A 26,825-nucleotide genomic window follows, 5' to 3' on the forward strand; every position below is an offset into this window, starting at 1 on the left:
TACCCTCAAAGGTGACGGAGAATCTTGTTTTTCATCCGCGACCAGAAGTGCCGCGGCGTATAGAATTGTGCCTCGTCAAATCTCGGCGTCACGCTGCACTCATGCCCAAATTGACGGGCAAACGGGACAAGAGCTCCCTGCGCGACATAGCGCTTGTAGAGTTCCTGCGTACGGTCCGTCTGCCAGCCTGCGGCCTGACACAGCACAGCGGCGAAAGCCTGAGACCGTGCAGGCAAGAGATTTGCGGCGCTAACGGCATACTCGACCGCAACCCATCGATAATGAAAGCGCTTGTCCGGAGTGACTGTGCTCTGCGCGAAACGGGCACGCTCCTCGGGCCTGATGAATGCGCGCGACGCTGCGGCCGGGTTGCGACCCTCTGCTGCTCCCTCCCCAGCTGAAGCGAGTGCCTCTTCAGACAGGTCCTGACCGGCACCTACCCCAAAGCTTCCCCCGAACACGGTGAAATCGGGTGCCTGTTCGCTGCCCATGATTTCCATTCCGTGTTCCTGCACGAGACGGGCCGCTGCAAACCAGGCTTCTGCCCGACCAGCATCCGTCCAGCGGGAGCGGGCCTCAGAAAGTGCCTTGGCGTAGGCCCGCACCTGATCCCGTGCAAGGAAGGGATGAATCAGATGTTTCTTCTCCCATGTCGCATAGCGCGGATCGTCCGCTTCCGGGAAATAGGGCAGAGCCTGATCCAGCCGCTGATCACGCACAAGACGCCGCGCAAGCAACGAACGGATGGTGTCCCCCACGGTGACAGCAGGGGCGTCCGCACCTTCTTCTGGCGGGAGAGGCTTGGGGCTCGCCGGGATGTGGCGATCAACATAGGCTTTCAGCTCATCTGTCGTCAGCACACGCTCGGCGACATAGGACGCATCATAAGCGACCCCACTATCGGGCCCCGCTTTCTCTCCAGCCGTGAACAGGTAGGAAAAAGCCTGAACGAATTCACCACGAGACAGGGCAAGAACGCCTTGCTCGCCCCGGATACGCGCTTCGATCTCTGGATCGAGCTTCTCGGTGAGCACCGGGAACCCCTTTGTCGCCTCAGCATAGGCGGAGGCTGCCCCGTTCAAATCATTTGCGGCAACGGCCAGCTTCGCCCGGACCCAGGCCGCCAGAGGTGTCGAATTTCCCGTCGCAAAATCACGAGCCAGATCGAACTGGCCCAGTCGATAAGCCGCTACAGCGAGAAGCTCGGTTTTATCGCCGGGAGCTAAACCGGTCTTGCGTGCGGCACCTGCCAGAGCCTTGAGGGCCGTTTTTCTGAGATCGTCGTCATCGTCATAAGCCAGCGTGTAAAGGCTTAACAGCTTACGTGAGAAAGGATCCTCACTCAGGGCAGTCACGAGACGCTCCTGACCGGAGACCCAGCCCAGCAGGAAACGCAGTGACTCGTCACCGCTTGTCGATTCTGCCGCCGCCTGTCTCGCGTAAAGCGACAAGGCGGCTTGCAGTGCCTGCGGCGTCAGCTCTGTCGCGCAGGCAGCATGCGCCACCAGCTCTTTCCATCCACAAATTCCTGGCCCGACTCTGAGATGGAGCCGGGCTTCTTCCCCCAGGGACGCAAGCCCCAATTCGTCAGGGTCCGGCCATCCCTGAGCAACAAGGGAGCGGGTCTGGGCGAAAGCGCTTGTCGCGTCGGCAATTTCGCGATCCGGATCGTGGGCAGGCAGAAACGCCATCGCCGCATGCGCCTTCCCAACCATGAAAGCTGCTGCGATTTTCTGACGTGCGTTTTCCTCATCTGATAGCGCCAGAACGGCCTTGAACGCCGTCAGCCCTCGATCCGCACTGGCCGGATTGCGGTAAGCCTCAGCTCCCTGAGCGTACAACGCCTTGGCCTTGCTCTCATCTTTTGACAGCAGCTCTTTGGGCTTGGGTGCAGGTGACGCGGGGAAAAGCGACGTCACCTCACGCGAGAAGGAAAACACAGGCAGCTGCTTCAGGGTCGCGGCACGATTATCCAGCAACTGCTCCGGAAAGAACGGACCGCAGGCCATTACGGTAGCAACGCCCATCGGCAGGGCTGAGAAAGCAACGATGAGGCTTCTCTTCCCCCGAACCGAGCGGGCCACTTGCGCCATCGGCAACCAAAACCTGTTATCGGACATGAACGGGCTCTTTCTCCTGTTGGCAGCTCAACCAGCCTGCAACGATTTCCTGACCGACAGGGAGCAGCGCTTTTCTGGCGCGCACGAGAACCGCCGCGCCCTGCGTGTCATATTCAAGACGATAAGGCATCTGCGCGCCGATGCCACGACACGTGCTCTCGACATGAATGACAAGAGGCATCATGGCGTCAATCGTTCCCGTGTTGCGAGCGACAATATGCACCAGCCCCTGTGAAACAGGACGCGTCATCGGAGTGACAGATTCTTTTAAAGCATCATGCCGCATGACGGCGAGCCAGCTCGACAGGCTCCAGGCGCGTCGATCTGTCGCCACCGGCAAACGGAACCAGATCCAGCCGATCAGCCTTTGTGGCGGATCGGCCTCGACCCGATTCATGAAGGCCGCCACCCTGACGGGTTCGGCCACCAATTCCTGTCCCGCCTCGTCGGCTACTCCCTGAGGAGCTTCGCTCTCGACGACTGCGATCCGGCCATCCGGGGCCCAGACGACGCGGGAGCCATAGCTGGGCAAGGCGATACGCCAGGGCCTCGGCGCGATCTGACCAAATCGGCGGGCTGCGTTAAACGCTTGGGTGATATCGAACAGTCCGGCAATCGGGTTCAGAACAGCATGGAGCTGAAGAACTGCCTCGTCAGTCATGGAGAGCAGTCGAGGCAGATCGGGTGATCCCAGCCAGGCGGGCAAAGCCGTGAGTGCCAAACGGTAACGCGGGTCAAGCCCATGACGGATCTGGTCAAGGAAGCCAGCGTAAGCGCTCAGACGTGACGTTGGGCAATCATGATCGATTTCTATCTCCCTGATCTCAATGCCCTCTTCATGCCATGCGGACAGGGTTTCCCGGATGCGATTCAACACTTCTGAGGCGTTCAGAGTGGATGTGCGGCCGCTCAACCTGAAGACCGCAACGACATCATGGCCGCGCAACGCGTCGCGCGCCGCGTCAAGATGCGCCTGATGCCAGGCTCCGTTCTGATCACGTTCCGCTGCCAGGACATGCCATGACCGAACTGTCTCCATCGATTGGTCGATCGAGCGAAGCACCCCGGGAGTCCATTGGCGCTGCCAGATATAGGCATCTGAAGGCAAGATGACGGATGATGCCTGTGAAAGACAGCAATCAGAGACGCACAACCAATCATCAGGAGAAGCGCGGAAAGGACAAGCTTACCGGACCGAAAAGTCACGCTGCTAATTCCCGATTACCCGCGAGGGCACCACGAGGGCTCAACGGGCAAAGCGACAGAGAGGCCGACCAGTGGCCCAATGGACCAAGGCCCTCATACGCCTCTGCTGAAGATACTCTCTGACCATTCGGCACTCTACCCATATCTCGAGAAAGATACGCCGGATTGACGCAAGCAGGCAAAATCGCACCTCGCCCTTCTTCCTGACCAAGGACCTTCGTCATACGCAGGCTCTTTTCATGTTGCGCTGATCCCGTGCTTCACGGCATGTGCACTCTATGGTGCGTCTCTCCCCCAAGCCACAGCAACGATCCATCCTGACCGGGAATTATCTCCCGGCGATTCGTCCGCCTGCGCAGGAAACGATCGTTCTCTGCCCGGTCTGCCGCAGCAAGATGCAACGAACGGACGAGCAATGTCCCAATTGCAAGGCCGAACGCCATTTCGGCCCGACACGACGCGAGACAATTTTCAGCTCGGTAGTTGGACTGGTCGCGACACCGGCTCTCTCGCTCCTTCTTTTTCGCCCCTCATTCTGGACCGGGATGTGCGCGGTCGTCGGCTTGATGCTCGGTTTTTTGTGGCGCATAATCGCCATACGGGAGATCGCTGGCTCCGCAACCCGCGATAGAATGAGACTCAAATGACGCTTCCTGCGTCGTTCTGGCATGCCCACCTCAGGACGGGATGCGAAATTTCGGAATTCGTAACAAGTTGCCGCTATCGACAAGTTCGGCGAAGCGCTAAGGGCAATACTCATGTCTGCTAAGGTCCCCGCCCCCAACGCTTTTCCTCTGTGCTTCTGCGCGAACGATACATTCTACGTCAGCTTTTTCTCGGGCTGGTCGGAATTACAAGCGGCGCCATCGCCCTCATCTGGCTTATGCAGTCGCTTCGTTTTGTATCGCTCGTTGTTGATCGCGGGCTTTCGCTCCGAGTGTTCATCCAGCTGACCTCATTGATGGTGCCCTCCTTTCTCGCGGTCATCCTGCCAATCACGACCTTTCTTGTCATCCTGTTCGGCTATCAGCGTATGTCTGGCGATCGGGAGCTCACAGTCATGCAGGCGGCCGGACTTTCACCGTTCCAGCTTGCACGCCCTGCGATGATCTGCGCTCTGACCACCACGGTGCTGGGCTACATCCTGACCCTGTGGCTGGTCCCGGTCTCGTACCATGCGTTCAAGCGCTATGAGTTCGACATCCGCAACCGTATGGCGGCTTTCCTGCTGCAGGACGGCGTCTTTGCACAGCTGTCGAAAGACATGACCGTCTATGTGCGCAAGCGGGACCGCGATGGCGAGATGCACGGGGTTTTTGTCGAAGATGACCGCCTTCCCGAGGCGCGCGCGACAATCATCGCCGAGCGCGGCAGCATGATCGTCGTGGATAACCAGCCACGCGTTATTCTGTTCAACGGATCACGTCAGGAAATCGACCACCATACAGGCCGCCTCAATGTCCTGACCTTCGAGCGGAACTCCATCGATCTCTCCAGCAGCAAACAGGCTGAGAGAGAAGTGCGCGATGCTTCTGAAATGTCGCTTCCCGAACTCTTTCATCCCGATCCCCGATACGTCTCGGAGCGCGACTGGGGAAAGTTTGCCGTGGAAGGATGGCGCCGCCTGACCTCGCCCCTAACCACACTATCCTTCAGTATGATTGCTCTGGTCGCGGTGCTCAGTGGCGCTTTCTCGCGTCATGGCACTATCAAACGCCCCCTTGCCGCTATTCTCTCGGTTGTCGGATTGATGGCGCTGTCATTGATGCTCCAGAATTTGGCTGGCCGAAATCTCAGCCTCGTCCCCCTACTCTGGTTAGCCGCCGTTCTCCCGGCAATCGGCTGTTCCTTGTGGCTTTTTATGCCCAGAAGCCTCGTAGCAGCGCGGAGGAAGAATCATGCGCGTAATCCTCTGCCGTTTTTGCGCGGCGGCTCTGCCGGCGTCTCGGTGACGCTCTCGATCTATATTTCCAGACTTTTCACGCTCTTCGCTCTCGCGATGATCGCCGCGTTGACCGGTCTGGTTTCGCTCTTCGATTTCATCGATCTCCTGAGACGCGTCGCCACAAAACCGGATGTCCCGACGAGCCTCGTCACCGAGATTGCCGGTCTGCACGTCCCCTTTTTATGATCATGATCATGCCATTCGGCATTTTGCTGGGAGGTATCGTCTGCTTCTGGCGCCTGACCCGTTCATCGGAGCTTATTGTTGCCCGAGCCGCAGGCATCTCGGCATGGCAGTTTCTGGCCGCTCCGCTTGCCTGTGCCATTCTGCTGGGTGTTATCGGTACGACGGCTCTTTCACCCCTGTCTTCCTACATGTTCCGTAAGGCTGAACTGCTGGACGAAGCCTATCTCAAGACAGGCGGCGGCCCTTTGTCGCTCAATGGGGGAGCACTCTGGTTGCGGCAGCTCGACGATAATGAGGGCAGCAAACGCGTGGCCATTCTGCATGCCCGCCGCGTTCTCTTGCGTGACCGCACCCTCCACATCAACGATATCAGTATCTTTCGCCTTGATGAACGTGACCAACTTGTCGTCCGTATCGAGGCACCACGCGGAGAACTGATCGAAGGCGCCTGGAAGCTCGAGAACGCCGCGACGGTTCGCCCCAATCATCTGCCTGTTCATATCGGCGATTATCTGTTGCCCACCAATCTCTCCCTTACACGCGTCGAACAAAGCTTTGCCTCGCCTGACACGCTCTCGATCTGGACGTTACCCGGCTTCATTCATCTCCTCGAACGTTCCGGTTTTTCCTCCATCCGGCATCGACTGCACTTCCAGACTCTGTTAGCTCTTCCGATCCTATGCGGTACAATGGCGCTCGTTTCGGCCGGCTTTTCGATGCGTCCTTCGCGTCGTGGCGGTGTCGCTCGTATGCTGGGCTCGGGTATTGCTGCGGGGTTTGCGCTTTTCACCATCTCGAAGGTGGCGGCGCAGTTTGGTGAATCTGGTGCCCTACCGCCGGTCATGGCGGCATGGGCTCCGACTGGCGCAGGTCTCTGCCTCGCGCTGGCCTTGCTTCTGCATCTGGAGGATGGTTGATGTCGAAACGGCGCGTGTCGCATCACAGGCGCAAGTCCTGGCTGGCGGCGTCCATGCTGGCGGGTACCGCAAGCTTCGGCCTCCTTCCGGAAGCCTATGCTACGATGCAACGTCAGTCTGGCCCGAAGGTTGTCGTCGGCAAGCCCTCTTCTCAGTCCGATCCGGTGACTTATCTCGCGGACCATGAGAGTTATACGCGTGACAGCGTCGCAACCTGGACCGGCAATGTGCAGGTCTGGCAGGGCGAGCACGCGCTTCGAGCCGACAGGATCGTGTTTGACCGCAATACCGGTGTCATGACGGCAACGGGCCATGTCGCCATGGTCGAGCCCGATGGCAGCACAAGCTTTGCGAGCTTTGTCGAGCTCAGCAATGGCATGCATGACGGTGTTGCGCGCGCGATCTTCCTCAAGATGGAAGACAACGCCAAACTTGCTGCCAACGGCATGCGGCGCACCAACGGCAAGCTCAACGATATGGGGAAAGCCGTCTACACGGCCTGCGAAATCTGCGCCAAAGACCCCTCGCGCGCGCCTTTCTGGCAGCTACGCGCGTATAATGCGACTCAGGATACCGAGCATAAGCGCGTCGAGTTCAGTCACGCCTATCTCGACATGTTCGGCATTCCGATCATGTATCTACCGATTTTTTCGATGACGGATCCAAGTGTCAAACGGCAAAGCGGATTCCTCATGCCCGGAATCAATCCGCATGATCGGTATCTCGGCACCTATTTCACCATCCCTTACTTCTGGGCCATCGATGATCAACAGGATCTGACAGTTCAGGGGCTGGTCTCGACCCGCACGGGCCCGCAAATCAGCGGGCAATATCGAAATTACCTGAACTTCGGCAAAATTAATTTCACCGGAGGGGTCGCCTACAGCACTCACAAAGAGGGCAGTTACGTCAACACGTTTGGAAATAACGTGAGTGGCACGAACGATAACGGCATTCAGGGCTATGTCCGCGGCAACGCCATATTTGACCTGGACGATCATTGGCGAACAGGGGCAAGCATCAATCTCGCTTCTTCCGCGAATTACATGCGTGACTACCGTGTGACCGGCTACGGCAACGAAACCCTTCAGTCGACTGCATTTCTCGAAGGCTTTGGCGTTGGTTCCTATACACGCTCGATGGCCAGTTCTATCAGGGGTTAAATCAGGGCGTCATCCGCAACTCGAATCTGCCTTTCGTTCTTCCGCGCTTCAACTACGCTTTCCAGTCTGAGACTGACCCGCTGGGGGGCACCTTCTCACTCAATACGAACGACTTCAATGTCTATCGTCCTGAGGGCGTTCGGGATCAGCGCGGGCAGATCCAGATGAACTGGAACCGGCCCTTCCACAACGTTCTGGGACAGGTCTGGCTACTGACAGCGCGTCTTGACGCGACCGTTTACCAGGCGAGCCACCTCTACGAGCAGCCACTTTATTACACCACAGGCACGAAGCAGACGACCGGGTGGGTTCTTCCTACGGTCGCGCTGAAAATGAACTGGCCCTTCATGCGCAGCTTTGCACATGGCCACGGTTCTCAGGTGCTGGAGCCGATCGTGCAGGCGATCGCAGCACCGAATATGGGTAACAGCGCCACACGCCTGATCCCCAATGAAGACAGTCTGCAATACGAGTTCACTGACAGCACGCTTTTCTCGCTAAACCGCTATACGGGCACGGACCGTCTTGATGGCGGGTTGCGCGCCAATATCGGTGTTCATGGCAACTGGACGTGGCGCGGTCACGTGGTGGACTTTCTGGTGGGCGAGAGCATTCAGCAGCATGTCACTCAAAACCGCATCGCTTATTCAGGCCTCTCTCATACGCTTTCCTCGCCCGTGGCTCGGGTACGCGTGAGCCCAAACCGTTATCTCGATCTGACTGCTCGCGGACGCTACGATCCCTGGCGCAAAAAGCTTGAATATGGCGAGGGTCTCCTGAGCGTTGGCGTCCCGATCTTCCACGTCAATGCCGGGTATATCTATGAACCGGTGACACCCTATTATTTCTACGCGACGAACTATCGTCTCAATGGCCCAACGGATGTCTACGAGAAGCCGACGAACGAGGTGTCTGCTGGCGTCTCCACGTCCTTCAAGCAGTATCATGCGTCGGCCTTTATGCGCCGCGCATTGTCACGACGCGAGTTTGTCAGCCTTGGCGGCGATATCGGCTACTCGAATGACTGCTTCGGTTTGGACATCCTTGCCATCAAACAATATACCTCGATCGGTGGTCAGCAGCGGAATACGACCGTGCTGTTCAACCTTACCTTCAAGACGATCGGTACCTTCGGAATCAATGGCTGACGGACGCGCTATGAGCTTTTCTGCCCCCTTCCTCCGGGCTGCCCCGCCGCGCGGTGCCTCCCGTTCGATGCGCGCGATGCTTCTCGCTTTGCGACATTCGTTGCTTTGCCTGTGCTTGGAGCACAGGCTGCCCCTTCCCATCATGAGCGCGCACAGCGCGCCCATCCCGGTCAGGGGAAAGTCATCGACGCCCCCAACCCTCCTGAAGATGCCATTCTTGGTACGATCAACGGGCAGGTTCTGACCGAGCGCGATGTCGATAATCGCGGCAAGCTCTTCGCGCTTTCAACCGGGCTGAATATCAGCCCGGACCTGATGAAGCGCCTGCGCCCGCAGATCATCCGTCAGCTCACCGATGAACGCATCAAGACGCAGGAAATCCTGAAGCGCCACATCAATGTCGAGCCACTTCAGATTGCCCAGGCGATCAACAACATCGAATCCCGCAACGGCATGCCTAAAAATGCCCTGCGTGACCGTCTCGCTCTGGATGGTGTTTCGCTCACCACGCTGATCGACCAGATTCGTGTTCAGATCGGCTGGATGCAGGTTCTGCGTGAAGAGATCTCCGGGCGTGGCCGAATTACAGCCCGCGAGATTACGCAGCGTGAAGAAGCGCTTCGCGCCGAAGAGGGACGCCCTCAGTATAACGTCAGCGAGATCTTCGTCCCGGTCGCCGATCCACGCCACTCGGAAGCAGAACTCGATTTCACCAAGACGATCATCACCCAGCTCCGCAACGGAGCGCCTTTCCCGATTGTCGCGGCTCAGTTCTCCCAAGCCCAGACCGCCCTCGATGGCGGTACTCTGGGATGGGTTCAGGAAGACAGTCTCGACCCCCCTGTTGTCGATATCGTCAAGCAGATGCCGATCGGTGCCATCTCCAATCCGGTCAAGGTTGCCGGTGGCTATGTGATCGTGACCGTCAACGGCAAACGGACCATCGGGCACCAGAACGTGACCATGGTCACGGTGCGTCAGGCTTTCTTCCCCTTTGCCTCAGCGCTCAATCCCCAGAACCCGACGGACCAGCAAAAGCTGACTCTTCAGAAGGCTTCCGCTGCGGCACAATCGGTCCATGGCTGTGAAGCGATGGAAGCGCTCAATCATTCGCTCGGTGAAAAGCATCCTTCCGATCCTGGTGGTCAGCTCGTTCTGGAACGTCTGAACCCTCAGATGCGTCAGGTTCTTGCAGATCTGCCCATCGGGCGCTCCAGCCGCCCGCTTGTATCGACCGATGGCATTGCGCTTCTGATGGTCTGCTCGAAAGGCCAGAAGAACATTGCGCAGCAAAGCCCGAGCGAAATCGCGGACAGCCTGATGAACGAACGCGTCGAACAGGCATCGCGTCAGCTTGAACGCGATCTGGAACGTCGTTCGGTTATCGAAATGCGCAAGGACGACAAGACGGCACCTGCGGCCAAGCAGTCTGACGACGCTTCAGATGATGACGGGGCTCCTGAGAAGAAACCTCACGGCAAGCCTGCACCGGGCCAGAAATGACCCTTCCAAGCCTCAAGGATGCCATTCGCATCCATGGTCTCGATGCGAAGAAGTCCTTCGGTCAGCATTTTCTCCTCGATCCGGGCATCGTCGCCCGGATCGCTGCGCTCGCTGGAGACATGACCGGACGACACGTCGTTGAAATCGGACCTGGGCCTGGTGGTCTTACCCGCGCCCTGCTCGATACGAAGGCTGAGGCAATTCACGCTGTTGAAATCGATCAACGCGCATGGCCTCTGCTGGACGAGCTTGTGGCCCATGCCGCAGGACGCCTTGTTCTGACCAAGGCGGACGCCACATCGATCGACACGTCGGGCCTCTGCCCTGCTCCGCGCAAAGTTGTCGCCAACCTTCCCTATAATGTCGGTACGCCGCTCCTTGTCGGCTGGCTGCGTCAGGCCGCGCTCTGGGAACGTATGACCCTCATGTTCCAGCTTGAGGTCGCAGAGCGTATCTGTGCGGTTCCCGACAGTTCTCATTATGGGAGACTCGGGGTTCTGGCCCAATGGTGCGCGGACTGCACTGTTGTGATGAAAGTGCCTGCAGGCGCTTTCTCCCCTCCGCCCAAGGTCGAATCCGCGGTCGTCGACCTCATCCCCAAGGCCGAGCAGCCTTCACCGGCGCTCTTCAAGGCTATGGAACACGTCACACATCTCGCTTTCGGCCAGAGACGTAAAATGCTTCGTGCCTCTTTGCGACCCATCGGTGGCGAAGCTTTGCTTGAAAAAGCGGGGATTCTGGCGACACGACGCGCCGAGACCCTGTCGATCGAAGAGTTTGCGACCCTCGCCAGGCTGGTCTGCCCAGAACGCTAATTCTGCGCCGGCGCTTGCACTGCGTCGCACAAACCGCCATACAGGACCAAAGCGGGTGCTTTTGCCCGGGGTCAGACGCGCATGTGGCACGTCGATCAACCCAGCAAAAGCATGTTGCGCGCAAAATTCTTCTGCGTGACCGTCTTACTATCAAGGAGCCTTGTTATGGCAACAGGCACCGTCAAGTGGTTCAACTCAACCAAGGGCTTCGGCTTCATCAAGCCGGATGCCGGTGGCGATGATGTGTTCGTGCACATCTCGCAGTCGAGAAGGCCAACCTTTCCAGCCTCAACGACGGCCAGGCGCTTTCCTACGACACCGAAGTCGGACGCAATGGCAAGACGTCAGCAGTCTCGCTCAAGCTGAGCTGAGGCCGCCCCCTCCTCTGGAGGGGACGACTAAAGGACTGCCGGGAGCGTGGCACGATACCGATTGGTATCTTCAAGCGCTCTCAGCACGATCCGAGCCTGAAGGCAGACAACTGAGACGGATTTATTCCGTTCTCGCGGCCACAATTCAGGCTTTCGGCACTGTCGGGCTTCAAGTCCTACAGGCGCCCGGATACAAGACAGCAGTTGTGCTGCTGATAGATTTCCAAAAATTTTCTACGGTGTCCAGCGACGCCAGACCGGAATGAGCACGATCAAATCGCACTCATCCCATTCTCGCACCCTCCCCGAAAATAAAGTCTAGAATGCAATATTCGTCGATACGGCGAAAGTGCGACCCTGCCCCCAGCTGTTGCGGGCTGCCGCGCCAGTCGGCGTGATGATGTATCCCTGGTTCAACAGATTGACCGCATTGAGTTGCAGGCTGACCTGACGAGAGAAGAGCTTCGGCACACTCCACGACGCAAAGGCGTCGACCGTCCCATAACCAGGAACCTGAAAACTGTTGTCGAGAGCCGCGGCGCGCGTTCCAACCAGCTGCACGCCTCCACCTGCCCGCATACTGATTTTGTACCAAGGCAGCGCGCCATTCCACGTCAGGAAGAGACTACCGCTGTTCTTGGGTACACCGATCAGCTGATGACCTTCGGTCGCCGGTGTATCGCGCAGGGTCCGTGCATCCGTCCACGCATAGGAGAGGATCGCACTCCAGTGACGGGTCAGCGCGCCGGTCAAGCTTGCCTCAAGCCCTCTTGAACCGGCAAGTCCTGTCAGACGCTGCACAATATCGCCGCTCGTGTTCAGGCCAGCCGTCTGAAGAACATTCTTCTTGCGAATGTGATAGAGGGCGATGTCTGCCGTCAGGCCGTGGTTCTCGTAACGCGCTCCGACTTCAAACTCACGACCCGTCGTCGGCTTGTACCCTCCCTGGAGAACACTGCCAGCCGAGAGAAGGTTCGGGCCGAAAGACTGCGAATAATCACCGTAAATCGACATCGTCTTGAACGGCTGCCAGACCAGTGCGGCGAAGGGCAGCGGTTTGCTGTAGGCCGCATCCGTCGTCTTGATGAAGGGCAGACCATTGCCGTAACGAATGGAGAACCATTGATAGCGGATACCGCCACTCGCGATGAGATTATGCGTCAGGTGGATATTGTCTTTGAGATAGCCAGATGCACTATTGATGTTCTGCTGAAGATTACTGCTTGCCGGATTGACCGGTCCAACAGGCCGCAGAGTACCGTAAACCGGATTAGCGGGGTAGAAGCCGCCTCTGTTGGGTGACTGGTAAAACAGCCCCTGATCCTGATTACGGTTTTCGTAATCGGCGCCAGACGTCAGCTCGTGCTTCATGTGCCAAAGTTCGTGAGTGCCGATATAGTCGAGCGCCACGCTCCCATTGGCCCGGATCGTTCCGCTGTTTTCGCGGTAGCGACGGGTCAGCACGCCGGTACGGACGTTGTAGCTCGATGGGTCAGCCTGCCGATCATGATAATCGTCGTAGTTATAGCCACCAGACAAGCGGAGGCGATCATGGGCCGTCAATCGATATCCAAGATGAGCAGCGATCAGATGACGCGTGCCAAACGACGCCGTCCATGCCTCGTCGAGACGCTTCTGGGGGCCTGAAACCGGATTGCTCCCGACAAAAAACGCCCCTCTGTCGAGCACATTGTCATAATCGACATATTCATAGGACAGCGTTCCGTCCCAGCGATCATGGCGCCAGGCAAGGGTCGGAGCGACAAGGATCTGCTTGTTCGCGCCAAAATTGCGCCAGTAATTCTCATTTCGGAAACTGCCGATCACGCGGAAGGCAAAATCCTTACCGAGCGGCCCGGTGAAATCGATATGGCCCTGCCCGCCCCCGAGCGAGCTCCACTTCGTGCCGAACCCGGCACCCCAGCGCCGAAAATCCGGCGCTTTGGTCACGACGTTGATCACGCCGCCCGGCTCCTGCATACCATAGAATAACGATGCCGGACCTTTGAGGACTTCAACCCGCTCGGTCGTGTCGCCCTGATAATTGCGGCCTACAGGCATTCTGATTCCGTCTCTGAGAATAGAGCCGTCATCATTGGCGCCAAATCCGCGCTTGATCAGTGAATCCTGTGTGCCACCGAAGTTGTTTCCAACGACCATACCGGGCACGTATTTCGCCATGTCGTCCATGGTCTGCGGCGCGAAATCGGCGAGCGTCTGATGTGTGACGACATTGGTCGTCTGAGTCTGCTGCAGGAATGGCGTGGCGCGCTTGTCACCAATCGCACTGTCTGGAGCGGCATAGGAATTACGATCGCCAATAACATTCAACACCTCGTGCTTGCCTCGCAGCTTACGCGTGTCATGCTTTTTGACTTTGGGTTCGTGACCTTGTGCGGATCGATCACGCGCGAGACCTGCCGTGTCAGCAGGCGCCCCTCCCTTGCCGCCAATACCTTCGGTTTCTGTCAGACCAGGCTGGGCCAACGCACCGGGACAGCCGACCAGAGCGAGGGACGCGACCCCTGAAGCGAGGAGCACCAGGCGGGGGGACGAATTCGCCCCCGCCATCATTTTGTTGAGAATGTGTCTCATTCGCCAACGACTGACACAGATCGTGACGCAATGAAACGAAGAATCACGTTTTCGAGAGGAGTCGCTTCATGACGTATGATGACAACGTTAATTCACCCCAATGACACGATTTTCATTATCGATGCAGGTACTCACGTGTGAGCGGCACAACATCGATATCCGCCGCAAGCTGAAGCTGGAAATTCATGTGTCCTTGCAGGCGGAAAGAGAGCTCCGCACCGACGAGATAGAACTCGAACATGCGGCAGAAACGCTCGTCGTAAAGCGCGCAAATCCTGTCACGATTATCGTCAAAACGATCACGCCAGAGCTTGAGCGTTTTGGCGTAGTGAAGCCTGAGAATTTCGCAATCAGTGACCCAGAGCCCTGCTCGTTCAACCGACGGCATCACTTCACTCAGCGCTGGCGAGTAACCGCCGGGGAAGATGTATCGGTCGATCCATGGATTGGTCGAACCCGGTCCATCCATGCGCCCGATCGAGTGAATAATGGCAACGCCATCAGACCTGAGCACCTCGCGGACTTTGCGGAAATAGGTATCGTATTGACCGATACCGACATGCTCGAACATTCCAACGGAAACGACACGATCGAATTTTTGAGTGAGTCTGCGATAATCCATGAGGCGGATTTGAATCTGGCTTTCGAGCCCAGCTTCACGCACGCGCTCCTGCGCCACCTGTAGCTGCTCGCGTGAGAGGGTGATCCCCGTCACCTTCGCACCGTAATCGCGCGCCAATGTCAGCGCCATTCCCCCCCAGCCACACCCGATGTCCAGCACCTCCAGCCCGGGACGATCAAGAAGAAGCTTGGCCGCAATGTGCTTTTTCTTGGCCTCCTGAGCCTCCTCGAGCGTCACAGTGTCCGAGGTGAAATAGCCGCAGGAATACTGACGATCCTCATCGAGGAAGAGATCGTAAAGCGCCCCGTTGAGATCATAGTGATGAGCGACATTGGCCCGTGACCGGCGCTGATTATTCCACTGTCTGAAGAAGCGTGTGAAGAACCGCGCCTTTTCTTCCAGACGATTAAGGAAATGGTTCTGGTCGTGGATATTGAGCATGAGAACGCTCAGCACCTCTTCCAGAGAGCAATCGACCGCAACGATCTCCCCCTCCATCCATCCTTCGCCAAAAGCGAGGCCAGAGTTCAGCAGAAGCGCCCTTAGGGCCTTCTCGGTTTTGACATGGATGGTTGCTTTCGGGCCGGGAGCCTTGCCCCGGTAGCGCCGTCTCCTGCCGTCAGGAAGAATGACGTCGAGCGCTCCTGCACCGATGAAACGCTTCAGAACCTGATCAAGCAGAAAACTCATGGTCGTCCTCGCTCATTTCTTTCAACAGTCAGAGCAAGTGAACGAGCAAAAAAACGGGTCGTCAACACGGCCCGAAAACACAAAACCCGACTGCCAGAGGCAGCCGGGTTTCGCAGAAGCACAAAGCTGTTACCGTCTTATTAGACGGCAGCGCCTTCAACTTCACCTTCGGTCTCGGCGTCTTCGCCTTCGACTTCGGTCTCGAGAACGTATTCGTCCTCTTCAGCAACAATGGCTTCGCCACGTGCCTGGCGCTCGGCTTCTTCTTCCGAACGGGCAACGTTGACTGTGACCGGGATCGACACTTCCGGGTGCAGTGCAACGCGGGCTTCGACCAGACCGAGCAGCTTGATCGGCTCAACCAGAACGACCTGGTTGCGGCCGACCGTCAGGCCAGCTTCGGTCACGGCGAGCGAGATGTCGCGCGTGGTGACGGAACCGTAGAGGCTGCCGCTATCACCAGCCTGACGGATGATGACGACGCTCAGGCCATGCATACGCTCGGCAAGACGCTCGGCTTCTTCACGACGCTTGAGGTTCTGGGCCTCAAGCTGCGCGCGCTCGGTTTCAAAACGCTGACGGTTCTGGGCGTTGGCGCGGAGCGCCTTGCCCTGCGGCAGCAGGAAGTTGCGTGCGTAGCCGGGCTTGACGCGGACGATTTCGCCCATCTGACCCAGGTGCTCAACGCGCTGCAACAGGATGACTTCAGTCTGTGACATGCCTGTCTCCTCAGTTCATCACGTAGGGGAGCAGGGCAAGGAAACGGGCGCGCTTGATCGCCTGTGCCAGCTCACGCTGCTTCTTGGCCGAAACCGCTGTGATGCGGCTCGGAACGATCTTGCCACGCTCGGAGAGGAAGCGGCTCAGCAGACGCACGTCCTTGTAGTCGATCTTCGGCGCATTCGGGCCGGAGAACGGGCAGGACTTGCGACGGCGATAGAACGGGCGACGCGCACCGACGGCAATGCGACGGGCTGCGGGATTGATTTCGTTGGTGTTCTCGTCAGACATCGCGATTACTCCGCATCCATCTCGGCACCCTCACGGGCGCGGTATTCCTCACGGTCGTCGCCACGACGGCCGCCACGGCCGCTGTCGAAACGACCAGCCGGCTTGGAGTTGCCACCACGGAAATTGCCACGGTCGCCACGGTCATCGCCCTTGCGGGACAGAACCGGAGACGGATCCTGCGTGATTTCCTCAACGCGCAGCGTCAGGACGCGCAGAACGTCTTCGTTCAGGCTCAGCTGACGCTCCAGCTCGCGGATCTGGTCCGGACGGGCATTCAGGCCGAGAAGGACGTAATGGCCCTTGCGGTTCTTCTTGATGCGGTATGCGAGCGAACGCAGACCCCAGAACTCGCGCTTCTCGATAGAACCGCCATCCTGGGTGAGGAGGGTTTCGATCTGCTCGACGAGGGTTTCGACCTGCGCCTGCGAGATATCGTTACGTGCAATGAGCACGCTTTCGTACAATGGCATATGAGCTCCCTTCGGATTGCTTCAACCCAACTGCAGACCGGAACCGGTCGGATCAGCGCCTCTTCCACAAGGCTCGGGTATAGCCGGGACGATGCCTTCGTCCGGCAGGGGAAGGCGGCATAAAGCACATGCACCCCCGCAGGAGCAAGATAAATCAGGCAAAGTGCCCTTAATTCTTCACGCCTGTCCTCTTGTCAGAGCAATCAGCGAAAAGAGGAGCTCAAAAGATGGGCGGGTGGTGTCAGACCCAGATCGTCAGGGATCGACCATTCTTCACGCTCGACAGAGATCGGGACAAATCCTGCGGCTTTATAGGCGGGCAGCGCGTGAGGATGATCGGCCGTGCAGGTATTCACATGCAGCACGCGTGTTTCCTTCTGCCAGGCCTGACGGATTGCTGCCTTCAGAAGATTTTTCCCGAGACCTTTGCCCTGAGCCGCAGGCACGAGCCCGAGATAGGAAAGATACGGCGTTTCCGCCTTTGCCAGATCGAGCTCGAAAAAACCGGCCACGCCCTCTGGCCCAAGAAGACGACAGATGAAGGTTTTAGGGGAAGAGATGATCCGAAGCAGCTTTTTTTCGGGCATCATGTAGCGCATCCACCAGCAATGGGGGGCGCCGACAAGGCGATAAAGCGCAAGGTAATCCAGGGTATCCGGATGCCACCGCTCGAGACGGTAGCCTTCGGGCCAGATGATCCGGCCCGGACCTGGTGGCCTGAGGCGCTCCAGAAACGTCACGTCAACCGTCACTTCGGTTGTCGGACGCTCCGGAGCGGCCTCAAGTCCCCTCTCCACGATCAATTATCGTCGAGGAATGACCGAAGCTTACGGCTGCGGCTCGGATGCTTGAGCTTACGCAGCGCCTTGGCCTCGATCTGCCGGATACGTTCGCGGGTCACGTTGAACTGCTGCCCCACTTCCTCAAGCGTATGGTCGGTGTTCATGCCGATACCAAAGCGCATACGCAGCACGCGCTCTTCACGCGGGGTGAGCGAGGCGAGAACACGTGTTGTGGCCTCTCGCAAATTGGTCTGGATCGCGGCATCGAGCGGAATGACCGCCGTCTTGTCCTCAATGAAATCGCCTAGATGGCTGTCTTCCTCGTCGCCGATCGGCGTTTCGAGAGAGATCGGCTCTTTGGCGATCTTGAGTACCTTGCGGACCTTCTCCAGCGGCATGCCGAGCTTTTCAGCCAGCTCTTCCGGAGCAGGTTCACGACCGATCTCGTGCAGCATCTGACGTGACGTCCGCACCAGCTTATTGATCGTCTCGATCATATGCACCGGAATACGGATGGTACGCGCCTGATCGGCAATCGAGCGTGTGATTGCCTGACGGATCCACCATGTGGCGTAGGTCGAGAACTTGTAGCCGCGGCGATATTCGAACTTATCGACCGCCTTCATCAGACCGATATTGCCTTCCTGAATCAGATCCAGGAATTGCAGGCCACGATTGGTGTATTTCTTGGCAATCGAGATCACGAGACGCAGATTGGCCTCGATCATTTCTTTCTTGGCGCGCGTGGTGTCACGCTCGCCACGAGAAACGACCGCATAGACACGACGGAACTCACCGACCGGTAAGCCGGTGCTGTGAGCCAGATCGGCCACCTGATTACGCAGATCGATGATCTGCTCGGCGTAGCGCGTGGTGAAGTTCTTCCATGCCTTGCCGGTCAGGGCAGAAACCGATGCCAGCCAGTTGGGGTCGAGCTCGTAGCCACGATATTTCTGCAGGAAGTCGTCACGCGAGACGCGACAGCTCTCGGCCATACGCAGCATACGGCCTTCGAGATTGTTCAGGCGCTGGAACTGGACCTTGAGCTGGGTCACCAGCTCTTCGATCCGGTTGTTATGCAGATGGACCTGTTCGACCATCTTTACCAGCTCGGTGCGGAGCTTCTCATATTCCTGCTCGGACGCGTCCGTCGCTTCCGAACCACTGGTCAGGTTCTCGATGCGACGCACCTGCAAGGCACGCAGCGTGTCATAAAGCGGTTCGATGGCTTCGAAATGCGCCAGGATTTCGGGCTTGAGCTTCTCTTCAAGCGCGGAGAGCGACAGGCCGGAGCTTTCCGGATCGCCGCCTTCCTCGTTTGCGGGCTCTTCGTCGAGGGAGTCGTCGTTTTCTTCGCTGTTTTCGCTCTCGGCGGTTTCTTCTTCAGAAGGACCGCCCTGCATGGCTTCAAGATCGACGATGTCGCGCAGCAACATCTCGCCTTCCTTGAGCTTGTCGTGCCACGAGATGATCGCGCGGAAAGTCAGCGGGCTTTCGCACAGCCCGCCAATCATTTCATCGCGACCGGCCTCGATCCGCTTGGCAATGGCGATTTCACCTTCGCGGGACAGGAGCTCGACAGAGCCCATCTCGCGCAGATACATGCGAACAGGGTCATCGGTGCGGCCAGCGCTTTCGCTGACGTTACCGGTAGGGGATTCCTCGGCTTCCTCGGCTTCTTCTTTTTCTTCTGTTTTTTCGGCTGCTTCGTCCGAGTCTTCGTTTTCTTCGTTCTCGACGACCTGAATGCCCATTTCAGAGAAGATCGCCATGATGTCTTCAATCTGCTCGGAGGACATCTGGTCCTGCGGCAGAACGGCGTTCAACTCGTCGAACGTGATGTGGCCGCGCTCGCGGCCCTTGGCGATGAGCCGCTTGACCGCACCGGACTGCGTATCGAGGACATTGGTGTCGCCGTCCTGGTCCTGCGCGTTCCGCTCCGTTCCCGTGGCCGCTTTCGTCGCCATACCCTACTCCCTGCTCCCCGTACGCCCGCATGGAGCGCCGCGCTAATAACCAGCCATGAAAGAAATGCGTTAACACAGTGCTCGGCTTAAGCCGAGCACTGACCCACCCGCCAACCCGTAGATTGACCACTCTTCCAACTGCGATCCACCAGCGTCAGCGCTAGCAATTTCGGCAGCGTGCAGGTGGGCGATCCGGCGCCCGAAGTCAAGGGTCCGGCCCTTTCTTTTCGAGTCGAAAGATCAGATTAGATTAATCCTCGCCTTCGCTTTCCTCACCGCGACGGAGCCGGTCGAGCGTGCGTAAACGTACGAGAAGCGCCTCTGGAAGCCCTTCCAGAGCGGGGTTGGCCAGTGCCGCCTGCATATCCTGCTCAACTTCACGCACAAACGCAGGAAAATTCACAAGACCGAGAAAGTGCCACCATTGCTGGATCGGTTCCAGCGAAAACAATCCGCCCTTCTCGCCCTGCGGTGCTGGTGCAAGACTGCTTCCCAGCAAGGTTCGCGCCTCATCGCCGAGCCCCTCGGCGTCCAGCGCCATGAGGCACGCCTCTCCCGTCAGGGCATCGGCCGATGGAAGATCCGCGAACCAGTCAAGAACCGCATCACGCACGTCATCCAGCGGTGCAGGCAGATCGAGACGCCCGTAATGGTCCTCGATCTCAGGCAACAAGGTCGGATACCGCAGGACCAGCGCCGTCAGAAGACGCAGACGCTCGAGAGCGCCCGTTTCCCCGATGGCAACGCGTATCGGCGTTTTTTCCCGACGCGGCTTGCCTGCCGCCCCTTTTCCACCCCGGCGGGAAGAGGCGAAAAACCGATCCATCAACGCTTGGCGATATTCCGAAGCCAGATCCCGATCCGCTATTAGTGCTGCTGCAGCCTCGAGCCGCTTTTTCAGAGCGGCGCGCTGTTCGGGCACGTCCTGCTGAACGCCTGCCAGCATGAGCTGGAACAGCTCCTCGGCCAGTGACGACGCCCCGTCGAGTACGTTCCGCATGGCCTGGGGACCGTCACGACGGATCAGACTGTCGGGATCGTCCTTCGGATCGAGACGACAGAACTTCAGGCTGCGCTCAGGAGAGAGCAGCGGCAAGGCGAGCTCAGCCACACGCAACGCGGCGCGGGCACCCGCCGCATCGCCATCAAGACAGAGGATCGGATGCGACGCCTCGCGCCAGAGCAGCTCGAGCTGCTCGGCCCCCATGGCTGTACCCAGCGGGGCCACAGCAGCATCAAATCCGGCCTGAGCAAGGGCAATGACATCCATATAGCCCTCGGCGACGATCAGCTTCTGAGCCGGGTCGCGCAGCGCCGCGCGCGCCTGATCGAGGTTGTAAAGCGCACGACGCTTGGAGAAGAGCGCCGTCTCCGGCCCGTTGACGTATTTGGGCTGCGCATCGCCCAAAGTCCGACCACCGAAGGAGATCAACCTGCCTCGGCGATCGCGTATGGGAAACATGACGCGTGAGAAGAACAACTCCCCCTTGGGGGCGCCGCGCTCATCCACACGCATGAGCCCGGCCTGAAGCAGCTGCTCGGCGGTGATATCCTGCCCGCGCAGCGCTTCGAGCAGCGCCCCCCGCCCCTCCCCGGCCCAACCGAGACCGAAACGCTCAATCGTCGCATCGCTCAGGCCACGCCTGCGGAGATAAGCAAGCGCCTGCTTGCCGGCGGGCTGATAGAGCGCCTGACGATAGACGGCCTGTACCGCTTCGAGCACGTCGCCAAGGGAGCGCGCTTCCTGGGCACGAGCCTCCTGACGCGGGTCCTGCCGAGGCATGTCGAGGCCTGCTTCATTGGCGAGCTGCTCGACCGCTTCAGGAAAGCTCCGTCCCTCGCTCTGCATGACGAAAGAAATGACATCGCCATGCACACCACATCCGAAACAATGGAAATGGTCGTCATAAACATAGAAAGATGGCGTCTTCTCCCCATGGAAGGGGCAGCACGCCTTCCAGTTTCGCCCTGAACGGCCGAGCTTCGTGCGCCTTCCGATGACCGCAGCAATCGGTGTTCGGGCACGCAGCTCGTCGAGAAAACCGGGATCGAACGCCATCGTTCAGCCTGAAATCAGGAAAGACGGGCTTTGACGACCGCGTTGACGCGACCCATATCGAGCGCGCTGCCAAACTTCGCCTTGAGCACGGCCATGACCTTGCCCATTTCCTTCATGCTGGTGGCACCGGCCTCGGCGATTGCCGCGTCGATTTCGGCCGTCAGTGCAGCCTCATCCATCTCGGGAGGCAGATAGGTCTTGATGGTTTCAATCTCCGCCTCTTCCTTCTCTGCGAGCTCGGGGCGACCGCCCTCGCGGTACATGGTGGCAGATTCGGTGCGCGATTTGATCATGCTGCGGAGCATCGGAAGAATGTCGTCATCCCCGATCTCCTTGCCATTGACGCGCGCTGCGACGTCGAGATCCTTGATGCGGGCAGTGATGCCACGGATCTGCGCGACGCGATCCATTTCCTTCGCCTTCATGGCGGTCTTGAGATCGGCCGAGATCTGTTCTCTCAGGGACATTGGTATTTCCTTTCCTGACCTGCGCCGCCCGACAATGGGAATATTTTTCCCATATGACGAACGGTGTATGGGAGTGGGAAAAAACTTCCCAATCCCGTCTCAAAGGCTTATCTAGCACCAACCACGCGAGCGTCCGATAGGAAAAGGACGGGAGGGAGACGGGTATGGACATCGAAGAGATCATCGAGAAGGCAGGAGGCGCCGAAGCGCTGGCCAACCTGACCGGCGTCGGCACCGAGGCCATTCGCAAATGGCGGCAGTCACGCGCCATTCCCGGCAAGCACTGGGCTGCGCTGCTGCGCCTGCCCGGAATCACTCTTTCGGACCTTGATCCGCAGACGCCCCAGGAGGAGACCCCGACCATGACAGATACCTGCCCTGACGGCGCCACCGCCGCCCTCGCTCTCGCTGACGGGACCATCCTCTGGGGCATCGGTTTCGGCGCCTACACCGAGGGTGCCGCCATTGGCGAGCTCTGCTTCAACACGGGCATGACCGGCTATCAGGAAACGCTGACCGATCCGTCTTTCGCCGGTCAGATCGTGACCTTCACCTTCCCCCATGTCGGCAATGTCGGCACCAATGCGGATGATGACGAAGCCCAGCGCGTCGCCGCACGCGGCGTGGTGGTCAAGGAAGACATCACGCTTCCTGCCAACTGGCGCTCGACCCAGAAGCTCGAGCAGTGGATGATCGGCCAGAATCTGCCGGGCATTGCCGGGATCGACACGCGCCTCATCACACGTCGCCTGCGCGATGGTGGCGCACAGACCGCTGTGCTCGCCTTCCCGAAAGATCGTCAGTTCGACATCGCGGCCCTGCGCGCTCAGGCCAAATCCTGGCCGGGCCTTGAAGGCATGGATCTGGCGAAGGACGTCACCTGCACCCAGAGCTACAGCTGGGATCTCGGCGTCTGGCAAAAGCCTGCTGCCGAGCGCAGCGTCCGCCGTCGTGTAGTTGCTGTCGATTACGGTGCAAAGCGCAATATCCTGCGCTGCCTCGTGACTGCCGGTTGCGACGTGACTGTGGTCCCGGCCACGGCGACAGCCGAAGACATTCTGCGTCACAACCCCGAAGGCGTCTTTCTCTCCAACGGCCCCGGCGATCCGGCTGCGACTGGCGTTTACGCCGTGCCCGCCATTCAGGGTGTCCTCGAAGCTGACGTGCCGGTTTTCGGCATCTGCCTCGGGCACCAGCTTCTTGCTCAGGCTCTGGGAGCGAAGACCTTCAAGCTGGAGCGCGGCCATCACGGTGCCAACCAGCCCGTCAAGGATCTCGCTTCGGGTCGGGTCGAAATCACCAGCCAGAATCACGGCTTTGCAGTCGATGACAAATCCCTGCCCGAAGACGTGATCATCACCCATACCAGCCTGTTCGACGGCTCGAATGAAGGCATTCGCAGCACGAAGCTCGACGCCTTCTCGGTGCAGTATCATCCTGAGGCGAGCCCGGGCCCATCGGATTCATTCTACCTCTTCGAGCGCTTCGTCGCCCTCATGGACAAGAAGGCAGCCTGACCCATGCCGAAACGTACTGATATCTCGTCGATCCTCATCATCGGCGCTGGCCCCATCGTGATCGGCCAAGCCTGTGAATTCGACTACTCCGGCACGCAGGCCTGCAAGGCGCTGAAGGAGGAAGGCTATCGCGTCATCCTCATCAACTCGAACCCGGCAACGATCATGACCGATCCGGGTCTGGCCGATGCGACCTATGTCGAGCCGATCACGCCGGAATTTGTCGAGCGCATCATCCTCAAGGAAAAGCCCGACGCGGTTCTGCCGACCATGGGTGGCCAGACGGCGCTGAATGCCGCCATGGCACTCGACAAATCGGGCTTTCTGAAAAAGCATAATGTCGAGCTGATCGGCGCCAATGCCGAGGTGATCGACCGCGCTGAGGACCGCCAGAAGTTCCGCGAAGCGATGGACGAAATCGGCGTGGAATCACCGCGCAGCACCATCGCTCACACGCTTGAAGAAGCCCGCGCCGCGCTCGAGAGCGTTGGCCTGCCTGCCATTATCCGTCCGTCTTTCACGATGGGCGGCGCCGGTGGCGGCATTGCTATAACCGCGAAGAATTTGACAAGATCGTCGCTGGCGGTCTCGACGCCTCCCCCACCACCGAGGTTCTGATCGAGGAATCCGTTCTGGGCTGGAAGGAATTCGAGATGGAAGTCGTCCGCGACAAGGCGGATAACTGCATCATCGTCTGCTCCATCGAAAATATCGATCCGATGGGCGTGCATACGGGCGACTCAATCACCGTCGCCCCTGCCCTGACGCTCACCGACAAGGAATATCAGAACCTTCGCGACATCTCGATCGCTTGCCTGCGCAAGATCGGCGTCGAGACGGGTGGGTCGAATGTGCAGTTCGGCATCAATCCCGATGACGGGCGCATTGTCGTCATCGAGATGAACCCGCGCGTCTCGCGCTCCTCGGCCCTCGCTTCGAAAGCAACCGGCTTCCCGATTGCCAAGATCGCGGCCAAGCTGGCTGTCGGCTATACGCTGGACGAGCTCGCCAACGACATCACCGGCACGACGCCCGCCAGCTTCGAGCCCACCATCGATTATGTCGTGGTCAAGATTCCGCGCTTCACCTTCGAGAAGTTCCCCGGCGCACCGGCCCTGCTGTCGACATCGATGAAGTCGGTTGGCGAGGCCATGTCGGTCGGCCGCTCCTTCGCCGAAGCGCTGCAAAAGGGTCTGCGCTCGATGGAAACGGGGCTGACCGGCCTCGACCCTGTCGAAGCTCCCGGCGACGGCTCGCTCGACGCCTATCGTGCCGCTCTGTCAGAGCCGCGTCCCGAGCGCATCCTGATGGCTGCACAGGCCATTCGTGCAGGGCTGAGCCTTGAGGACATCAATGCGGCCTGTCGCTTCGAACCCTGGTTCCTGCGTCAGCTGCAGGACATCGTCGCCAGCGAAAACGAGATTGCCGCCAATGGTCTTCCCCAGGATCAGCGCAACCTTCGCCGCATCAAGGCACAGGGCTTCTCCGACCGCCAGCTTGCGCGCCTGACAGGCCAGAGCGTCGAGGAGGTCTCAGCCCTTCGCCTGAAGCTTGCCGTGACACCCGCCTATAAGCGCATCGATACCTGCGCCGGCGAGTTCGCCTCTGACACGCCTTACCTCTACTCGACCTATGAGGGCGGGTTTGGCATTCCGGAATGCGAAAGCCGTCCGACGGATCGCAAGAAAATTGTGATCCTGGGCGGCGGACCGAACCGTATCGGTCAGGGTATCGAGTTCGATTATTGCTGTGTCCATGCTGCCTATGCGCTGCGGGAGGCCGGGTTCGAGACCATCATGGTCAACTGCAACCCCGAGACCGTCTCGACCGATTACGATACCTCGGATCGTCTCTATTTCGAGCCGTTGACCGATGAGGATGTGATCGCTCTCATCCGCACAGAGCAGAGCAAAGGCGAGATCCTTGGCTGCATCGTACAATATGGTGGCCAGACCCCGCTAAAGCTGTCCCGCGCGCTCGAAGCTGCCGGTATTCCGCTGCTCGGCACCCCGGCCGATGCCATCGACCGTGCCGAAGACCGCGAGCGCTTCCAGGCGCTGTTGCGCAAGCTCGGCCTGCGCCAGCCCGAAAACGGCATTGCCCGTAGCCCGGCAGAAGCCGAAGCCGTGGCCGAAAAAGTCGGCTATCCGGTTGTGGTTCGTCCGTCCTACGTGCTCGGCGGTCGTGCGATGGAAATCGTGTATGACCCCGCAGGTCTGCAACGCTATCTGCGCAACACGCTCGTTCTGGCAGGTGCAGAAGTCTCTTCCGGCCCCATTCTGCTGGACCGTTATCTGAACGATGCCATCGAAGCCGATGTCGATTGCATCTGCGATGGTCAGGACGTTTATGTCGCAGGCGTCATGGAGCATATCGAAGAAGCCGGTATTCACTCCGGTGACTCTGCCTGCTCACTGCCGCCCTACACGCTCTCCCCCGCCATCGTGACCGAGCTGAAGGCTCAGACCGAAGCCATGGCCCGCGAGATCGGCATTGTGGGCCTGATGAACGTGCAATACGCCATCAAGGATCACGAAGTCTTCGTGCTCGAGGTCAACCCGCGCGCCTCGCGTACCGTACCGTTCGTTGCCAAGGCGACGGGTGTGCCGGTCGCGAAGATCGGTGCCTGTGTCATGGCGGGCGCAAAGCTCTCGAGCTTCAAGCTGGATGGCGATGCCATTGCACCGCATGTCGCGGTGAAGGAAGCCGTGTTCCCGTTCCATCGCTTTGCCGATACCGATACCATCCTCGGGCCGGAAATGCGGTCGACGGGTGAGGTGATCGGTCTCGACAGCAGCTTCGAGCGCGCCTTTGCCAAGTCGCAGCTCGGAGCCGGCGTTGTGCTTCCCCAGGCGGGCACTGTCCTCCTCTCGGTGCGCGACGGTCACAAGACGCAGGTCCAAGCGCTCGGTCGCAAGCTGATTGAAATGGGCTTTACCATCCTCGCCACACGCGGCACGGCAGCGCGCCTCGACGAAGCAGGTATCCCGGTCAAGCGCGTCAACAAGGTACTCGAGGGCCGTCCGAACTGTGTGGATGCCATCCGTTCAGGCGACGTGCAGCTTGTCATCAACACGGCTCAGGGATCGCAGGCCGTGCGCGACAGCTTCGATATCCGCCGTTCGTCGCTGTTGGGGGGCGTCCCTCACTACACGACGCTCGCCGGTGCCCGCGCAGCCATCTATGCCATCTCGGCCATCAAGGATGGCGAGCTGGACGTGGCCCCGCTGCAATCCTACTTCAAACGGGAATTCTGAGAGATACAGGGCTT

General features: G+C 59.1%; 15 protein-coding genes and 5 pseudogenes. 9 read left to right on the forward strand and 11 right to left on the reverse strand.

The genetic code is table 11. The features are described from left to right. Positions 1-5: 5 nt before the first annotated feature. Positions 6-2,120: a hypothetical protein gene (locus JCM15831_RS08750; RefSeq protein WP_025823992.1), complete on the reverse strand. Its 2,115-nt coding sequence runs from the start codon at positions 2,118-2,120 to the stop codon at positions 6-8. Then, the gene (locus tag JCM15831_RS08755) at positions 2,110-3,228 is read right to left on the reverse strand and encodes a DUF3142 domain-containing protein (protein WP_051528409.1); all 1,119 of its coding nucleotides are present in this window, start codon (positions 3,226-3,228) and stop codon (positions 2,110-2,112) included. Before JCM15831_RS08755 ends, JCM15831_RS08750 begins: the two co-directional genes overlap by 11 nt. A 376-nt stretch (positions 3,229-3,604) precedes the next feature. On the opposite strand from JCM15831_RS08755, the gene JCM15831_RS22660 reads away from it, so the two are divergent. The 7 genes and pseudogenes from JCM15831_RS22660 (at position 3,605) to JCM15831_RS17810 (ending at position 11,374) form a co-directional block, all read left to right on the forward strand. Further along, positions 3,605-3,973: a hypothetical protein gene (locus JCM15831_RS22660; protein ID WP_232228079.1), complete on the forward strand. Its 369-nt coding sequence runs from the start codon at positions 3,605-3,607 to the stop codon at positions 3,971-3,973. Between the two features lie 149 nt (positions 3,974-4,122). After that, a pseudogene (gene lptF / locus JCM15831_RS17790) lies at positions 4,123-5,193 on the forward strand (LPS export ABC transporter permease LptF); the annotation flags it as partial. Positions 5,194-5,247: 54 nt separating this feature from the next. Continuing rightward, positions 5,248-6,374 (forward strand): annotated as a pseudogene (gene lptG / locus JCM15831_RS17795) (LPS export ABC transporter permease LptG). After that, positions 6,374-8,685 (forward strand): annotated as a pseudogene (locus JCM15831_RS17800) (LPS-assembly protein LptD). Before lptG ends, JCM15831_RS17800 begins: the two co-directional pseudogenes overlap by 1 nt. Before the next feature lie 105 nt (positions 8,686-8,790). Then, complete coding sequence (locus tag JCM15831_RS17805; RefSeq protein ID WP_084490631.1) at positions 8,791-10,188, forward strand: peptidylprolyl isomerase; 1,398 nt, start codon at positions 8,791-8,793, stop codon at positions 10,186-10,188. Then, positions 10,185-11,003 carry a 16S rRNA (adenine(1518)-N(6)/adenine(1519)-N(6))-dimethyltransferase RsmA gene (gene rsmA, locus JCM15831_RS08785; protein ID WP_025823994.1) on the forward strand — a complete coding sequence of 273 codons (819 nt, stop codon included), beginning with the start codon at positions 10,185-10,187 and terminating at the stop codon, positions 11,001-11,003. Before JCM15831_RS17805 ends, rsmA begins: the two co-directional genes overlap by 4 nt. Before the next feature lie 165 nt (positions 11,004-11,168). Then, positions 11,169-11,374: pseudogene (locus JCM15831_RS17810) on the forward strand (cold-shock protein). 318 nt (positions 11,375-11,692) lie between these two features. Here JCM15831_RS17810 and JCM15831_RS08795 read toward each other — a convergent pair. From JCM15831_RS08795 to JCM15831_RS08835, 9 genes are all read right to left on the reverse strand, one after another. After that, complete coding sequence (locus JCM15831_RS08795; RefSeq protein ID WP_232228080.1) at positions 11,693-13,969, reverse strand: TonB-dependent receptor; 2,277 nt, start codon at positions 13,967-13,969, stop codon at positions 11,693-11,695. Positions 13,970-14,084: 115 nt separating this feature from the next. After that, positions 14,085-15,281 (reverse strand): SAM-dependent methyltransferase, encoded by a 1,197-nt coding sequence (locus JCM15831_RS08800; RefSeq protein ID WP_025823996.1) that lies wholly within the window; start codon positions 15,279-15,281, stop codon positions 14,085-14,087. 140 nt (positions 15,282-15,421) lie between these two features. Further along, on the reverse strand, positions 15,422-16,000 hold the full coding sequence (gene rplI, locus JCM15831_RS08805) for a 50S ribosomal protein L9 (protein ID WP_025823997.1): 579 nt from the start codon (positions 15,998-16,000) through the stop codon (positions 15,422-15,424). A 10-nt stretch (positions 16,001-16,010) separates the two neighbouring features. Beyond that, positions 16,011-16,292, reverse strand: coding sequence for a 30S ribosomal protein S18 (gene rpsR / locus JCM15831_RS08810; RefSeq protein ID WP_023977644.1), 282 nt, complete (start codon positions 16,290-16,292; stop codon positions 16,011-16,013). A gap of 5 nt (positions 16,293-16,297) precedes the next feature. Beyond that, positions 16,298-16,762 carry a 30S ribosomal protein S6 gene (gene rpsF / locus JCM15831_RS08815; protein WP_025823998.1) on the reverse strand — a complete coding sequence of 155 codons (465 nt, stop codon included), beginning with the start codon at positions 16,760-16,762 and terminating at the stop codon, positions 16,298-16,300. Positions 16,763-16,965: 203 nt separating this feature from the next. Beyond that, a complete protein-coding gene (locus tag JCM15831_RS08820; RefSeq protein ID WP_035774164.1) occupies positions 16,966-17,559 on the reverse strand; it encodes a GNAT family N-acetyltransferase in 594 nt (197 codons plus the stop codon). Between the two features lie 2 nt (positions 17,560-17,561). Next, complete coding sequence (rpoD, locus tag JCM15831_RS08825; protein ID WP_025824000.1) at positions 17,562-19,511, reverse strand: RNA polymerase sigma factor RpoD; 1,950 nt, start codon at positions 19,509-19,511, stop codon at positions 17,562-17,564. A gap of 250 nt (positions 19,512-19,761) precedes the next feature. Continuing rightward, positions 19,762-21,570, reverse strand: a complete 1,809-nt coding sequence (dnaG, locus tag JCM15831_RS08830; protein WP_025824001.1) for a DNA primase — start codon at positions 21,568-21,570, stop codon at positions 19,762-19,764. Positions 21,571-21,584: 14 nt separating this feature from the next. Next, positions 21,585-22,037, reverse strand: coding sequence for a GatB/YqeY domain-containing protein (locus tag JCM15831_RS08835; RefSeq protein ID WP_025824002.1), 453 nt, complete (start codon positions 22,035-22,037; stop codon positions 21,585-21,587). A 164-nt stretch (positions 22,038-22,201) separates the two neighbouring features. On the opposite strand from JCM15831_RS08835, the gene carA reads away from it, so the two are divergent. Together carA and carB are read left to right on the forward strand one after the other, a co-directional pair. Beyond that, positions 22,202-23,554 (forward strand): glutamine-hydrolyzing carbamoyl-phosphate synthase small subunit, encoded by a 1,353-nt coding sequence (gene carA, locus JCM15831_RS08840; RefSeq protein ID WP_025824003.1) that lies wholly within the window; start codon positions 22,202-22,204, stop codon positions 23,552-23,554. A gap of 3 nt (positions 23,555-23,557) precedes the next feature. Further along, positions 23,558-26,811 (forward strand): annotated as a pseudogene (gene carB / locus JCM15831_RS17815) (carbamoyl-phosphate synthase large subunit). Positions 26,812-26,825: the final 14 nt, after the last annotated feature.

The sequence above is a fragment of the Asaia astilbis JCM 15831 genome (assembly GCF_000613845.1).
GTDB classification, from domain to species: domain Bacteria; phylum Pseudomonadota; class Alphaproteobacteria; order Acetobacterales; family Acetobacteraceae; genus Asaia; species Asaia astilbis.

Bases quoted from the DNA above. Each gene is read 5' to 3' on its own strand.
- JCM15831_RS08750 (WP_025823992.1), bottom strand. From the start codon at position 2,120: ATGTCCGATAACAGGTTTTGGTTGCCGATGGCGCAAGTGGCCCGCTCG.
- JCM15831_RS22660 (WP_232228079.1), top strand. From the start codon at position 3,605: ATGGTGCGTCTCTCCCCCAAGCCACAGCAACGATCCATCCTGACCGGG.
- rsmA (WP_025823994.1), top strand. From the start codon at position 10,185: ATGACCCTTCCAAGCCTCAAGGATGCCATTCGCATCCATGGTCTCGAT.
- JCM15831_RS08795 (WP_232228080.1), bottom strand. From the start codon at position 13,969: ATGAGACACATTCTCAACAAAATGATGGCGGGGGCGAATTCGTCCCCC.
- JCM15831_RS08800 (WP_025823996.1), bottom strand. From the start codon at position 15,281: ATGAGTTTTCTGCTTGATCAGGTTCTGAAGCGTTTCATCGGTGCAGGA.
- rplI (WP_025823997.1), bottom strand. From the start codon at position 16,000: ATGTCACAGACTGAAGTCATCCTGTTGCAGCGCGTTGAGCACCTGGGT.
- rpsR (WP_023977644.1), bottom strand. From the start codon at position 16,292: ATGTCTGACGAGAACACCAACGAAATCAATCCCGCAGCCCGTCGCATT.
- rpsF (WP_025823998.1), bottom strand. From the start codon at position 16,762: ATGCCATTGTACGAAAGCGTGCTCATTGCACGTAACGATATCTCGCAG.
- rpoD (WP_025824000.1), bottom strand. From the start codon at position 19,511: ATGGCGACGAAAGCGGCCACGGGAACGGAGCGGAACGCGCAGGACCAG.
- dnaG (WP_025824001.1), bottom strand. From the start codon at position 21,570: ATGGCGTTCGATCCCGGTTTTCTCGACGAGCTGCGTGCCCGAACACCG.
- JCM15831_RS08835 (WP_025824002.1), bottom strand. From the start codon at position 22,037: ATGTCCCTGAGAGAACAGATCTCGGCCGATCTCAAGACCGCCATGAAG.
- carA (WP_025824003.1), top strand. From the start codon at position 22,202: ATGGACATCGAAGAGATCATCGAGAAGGCAGGAGGCGCCGAAGCGCTG.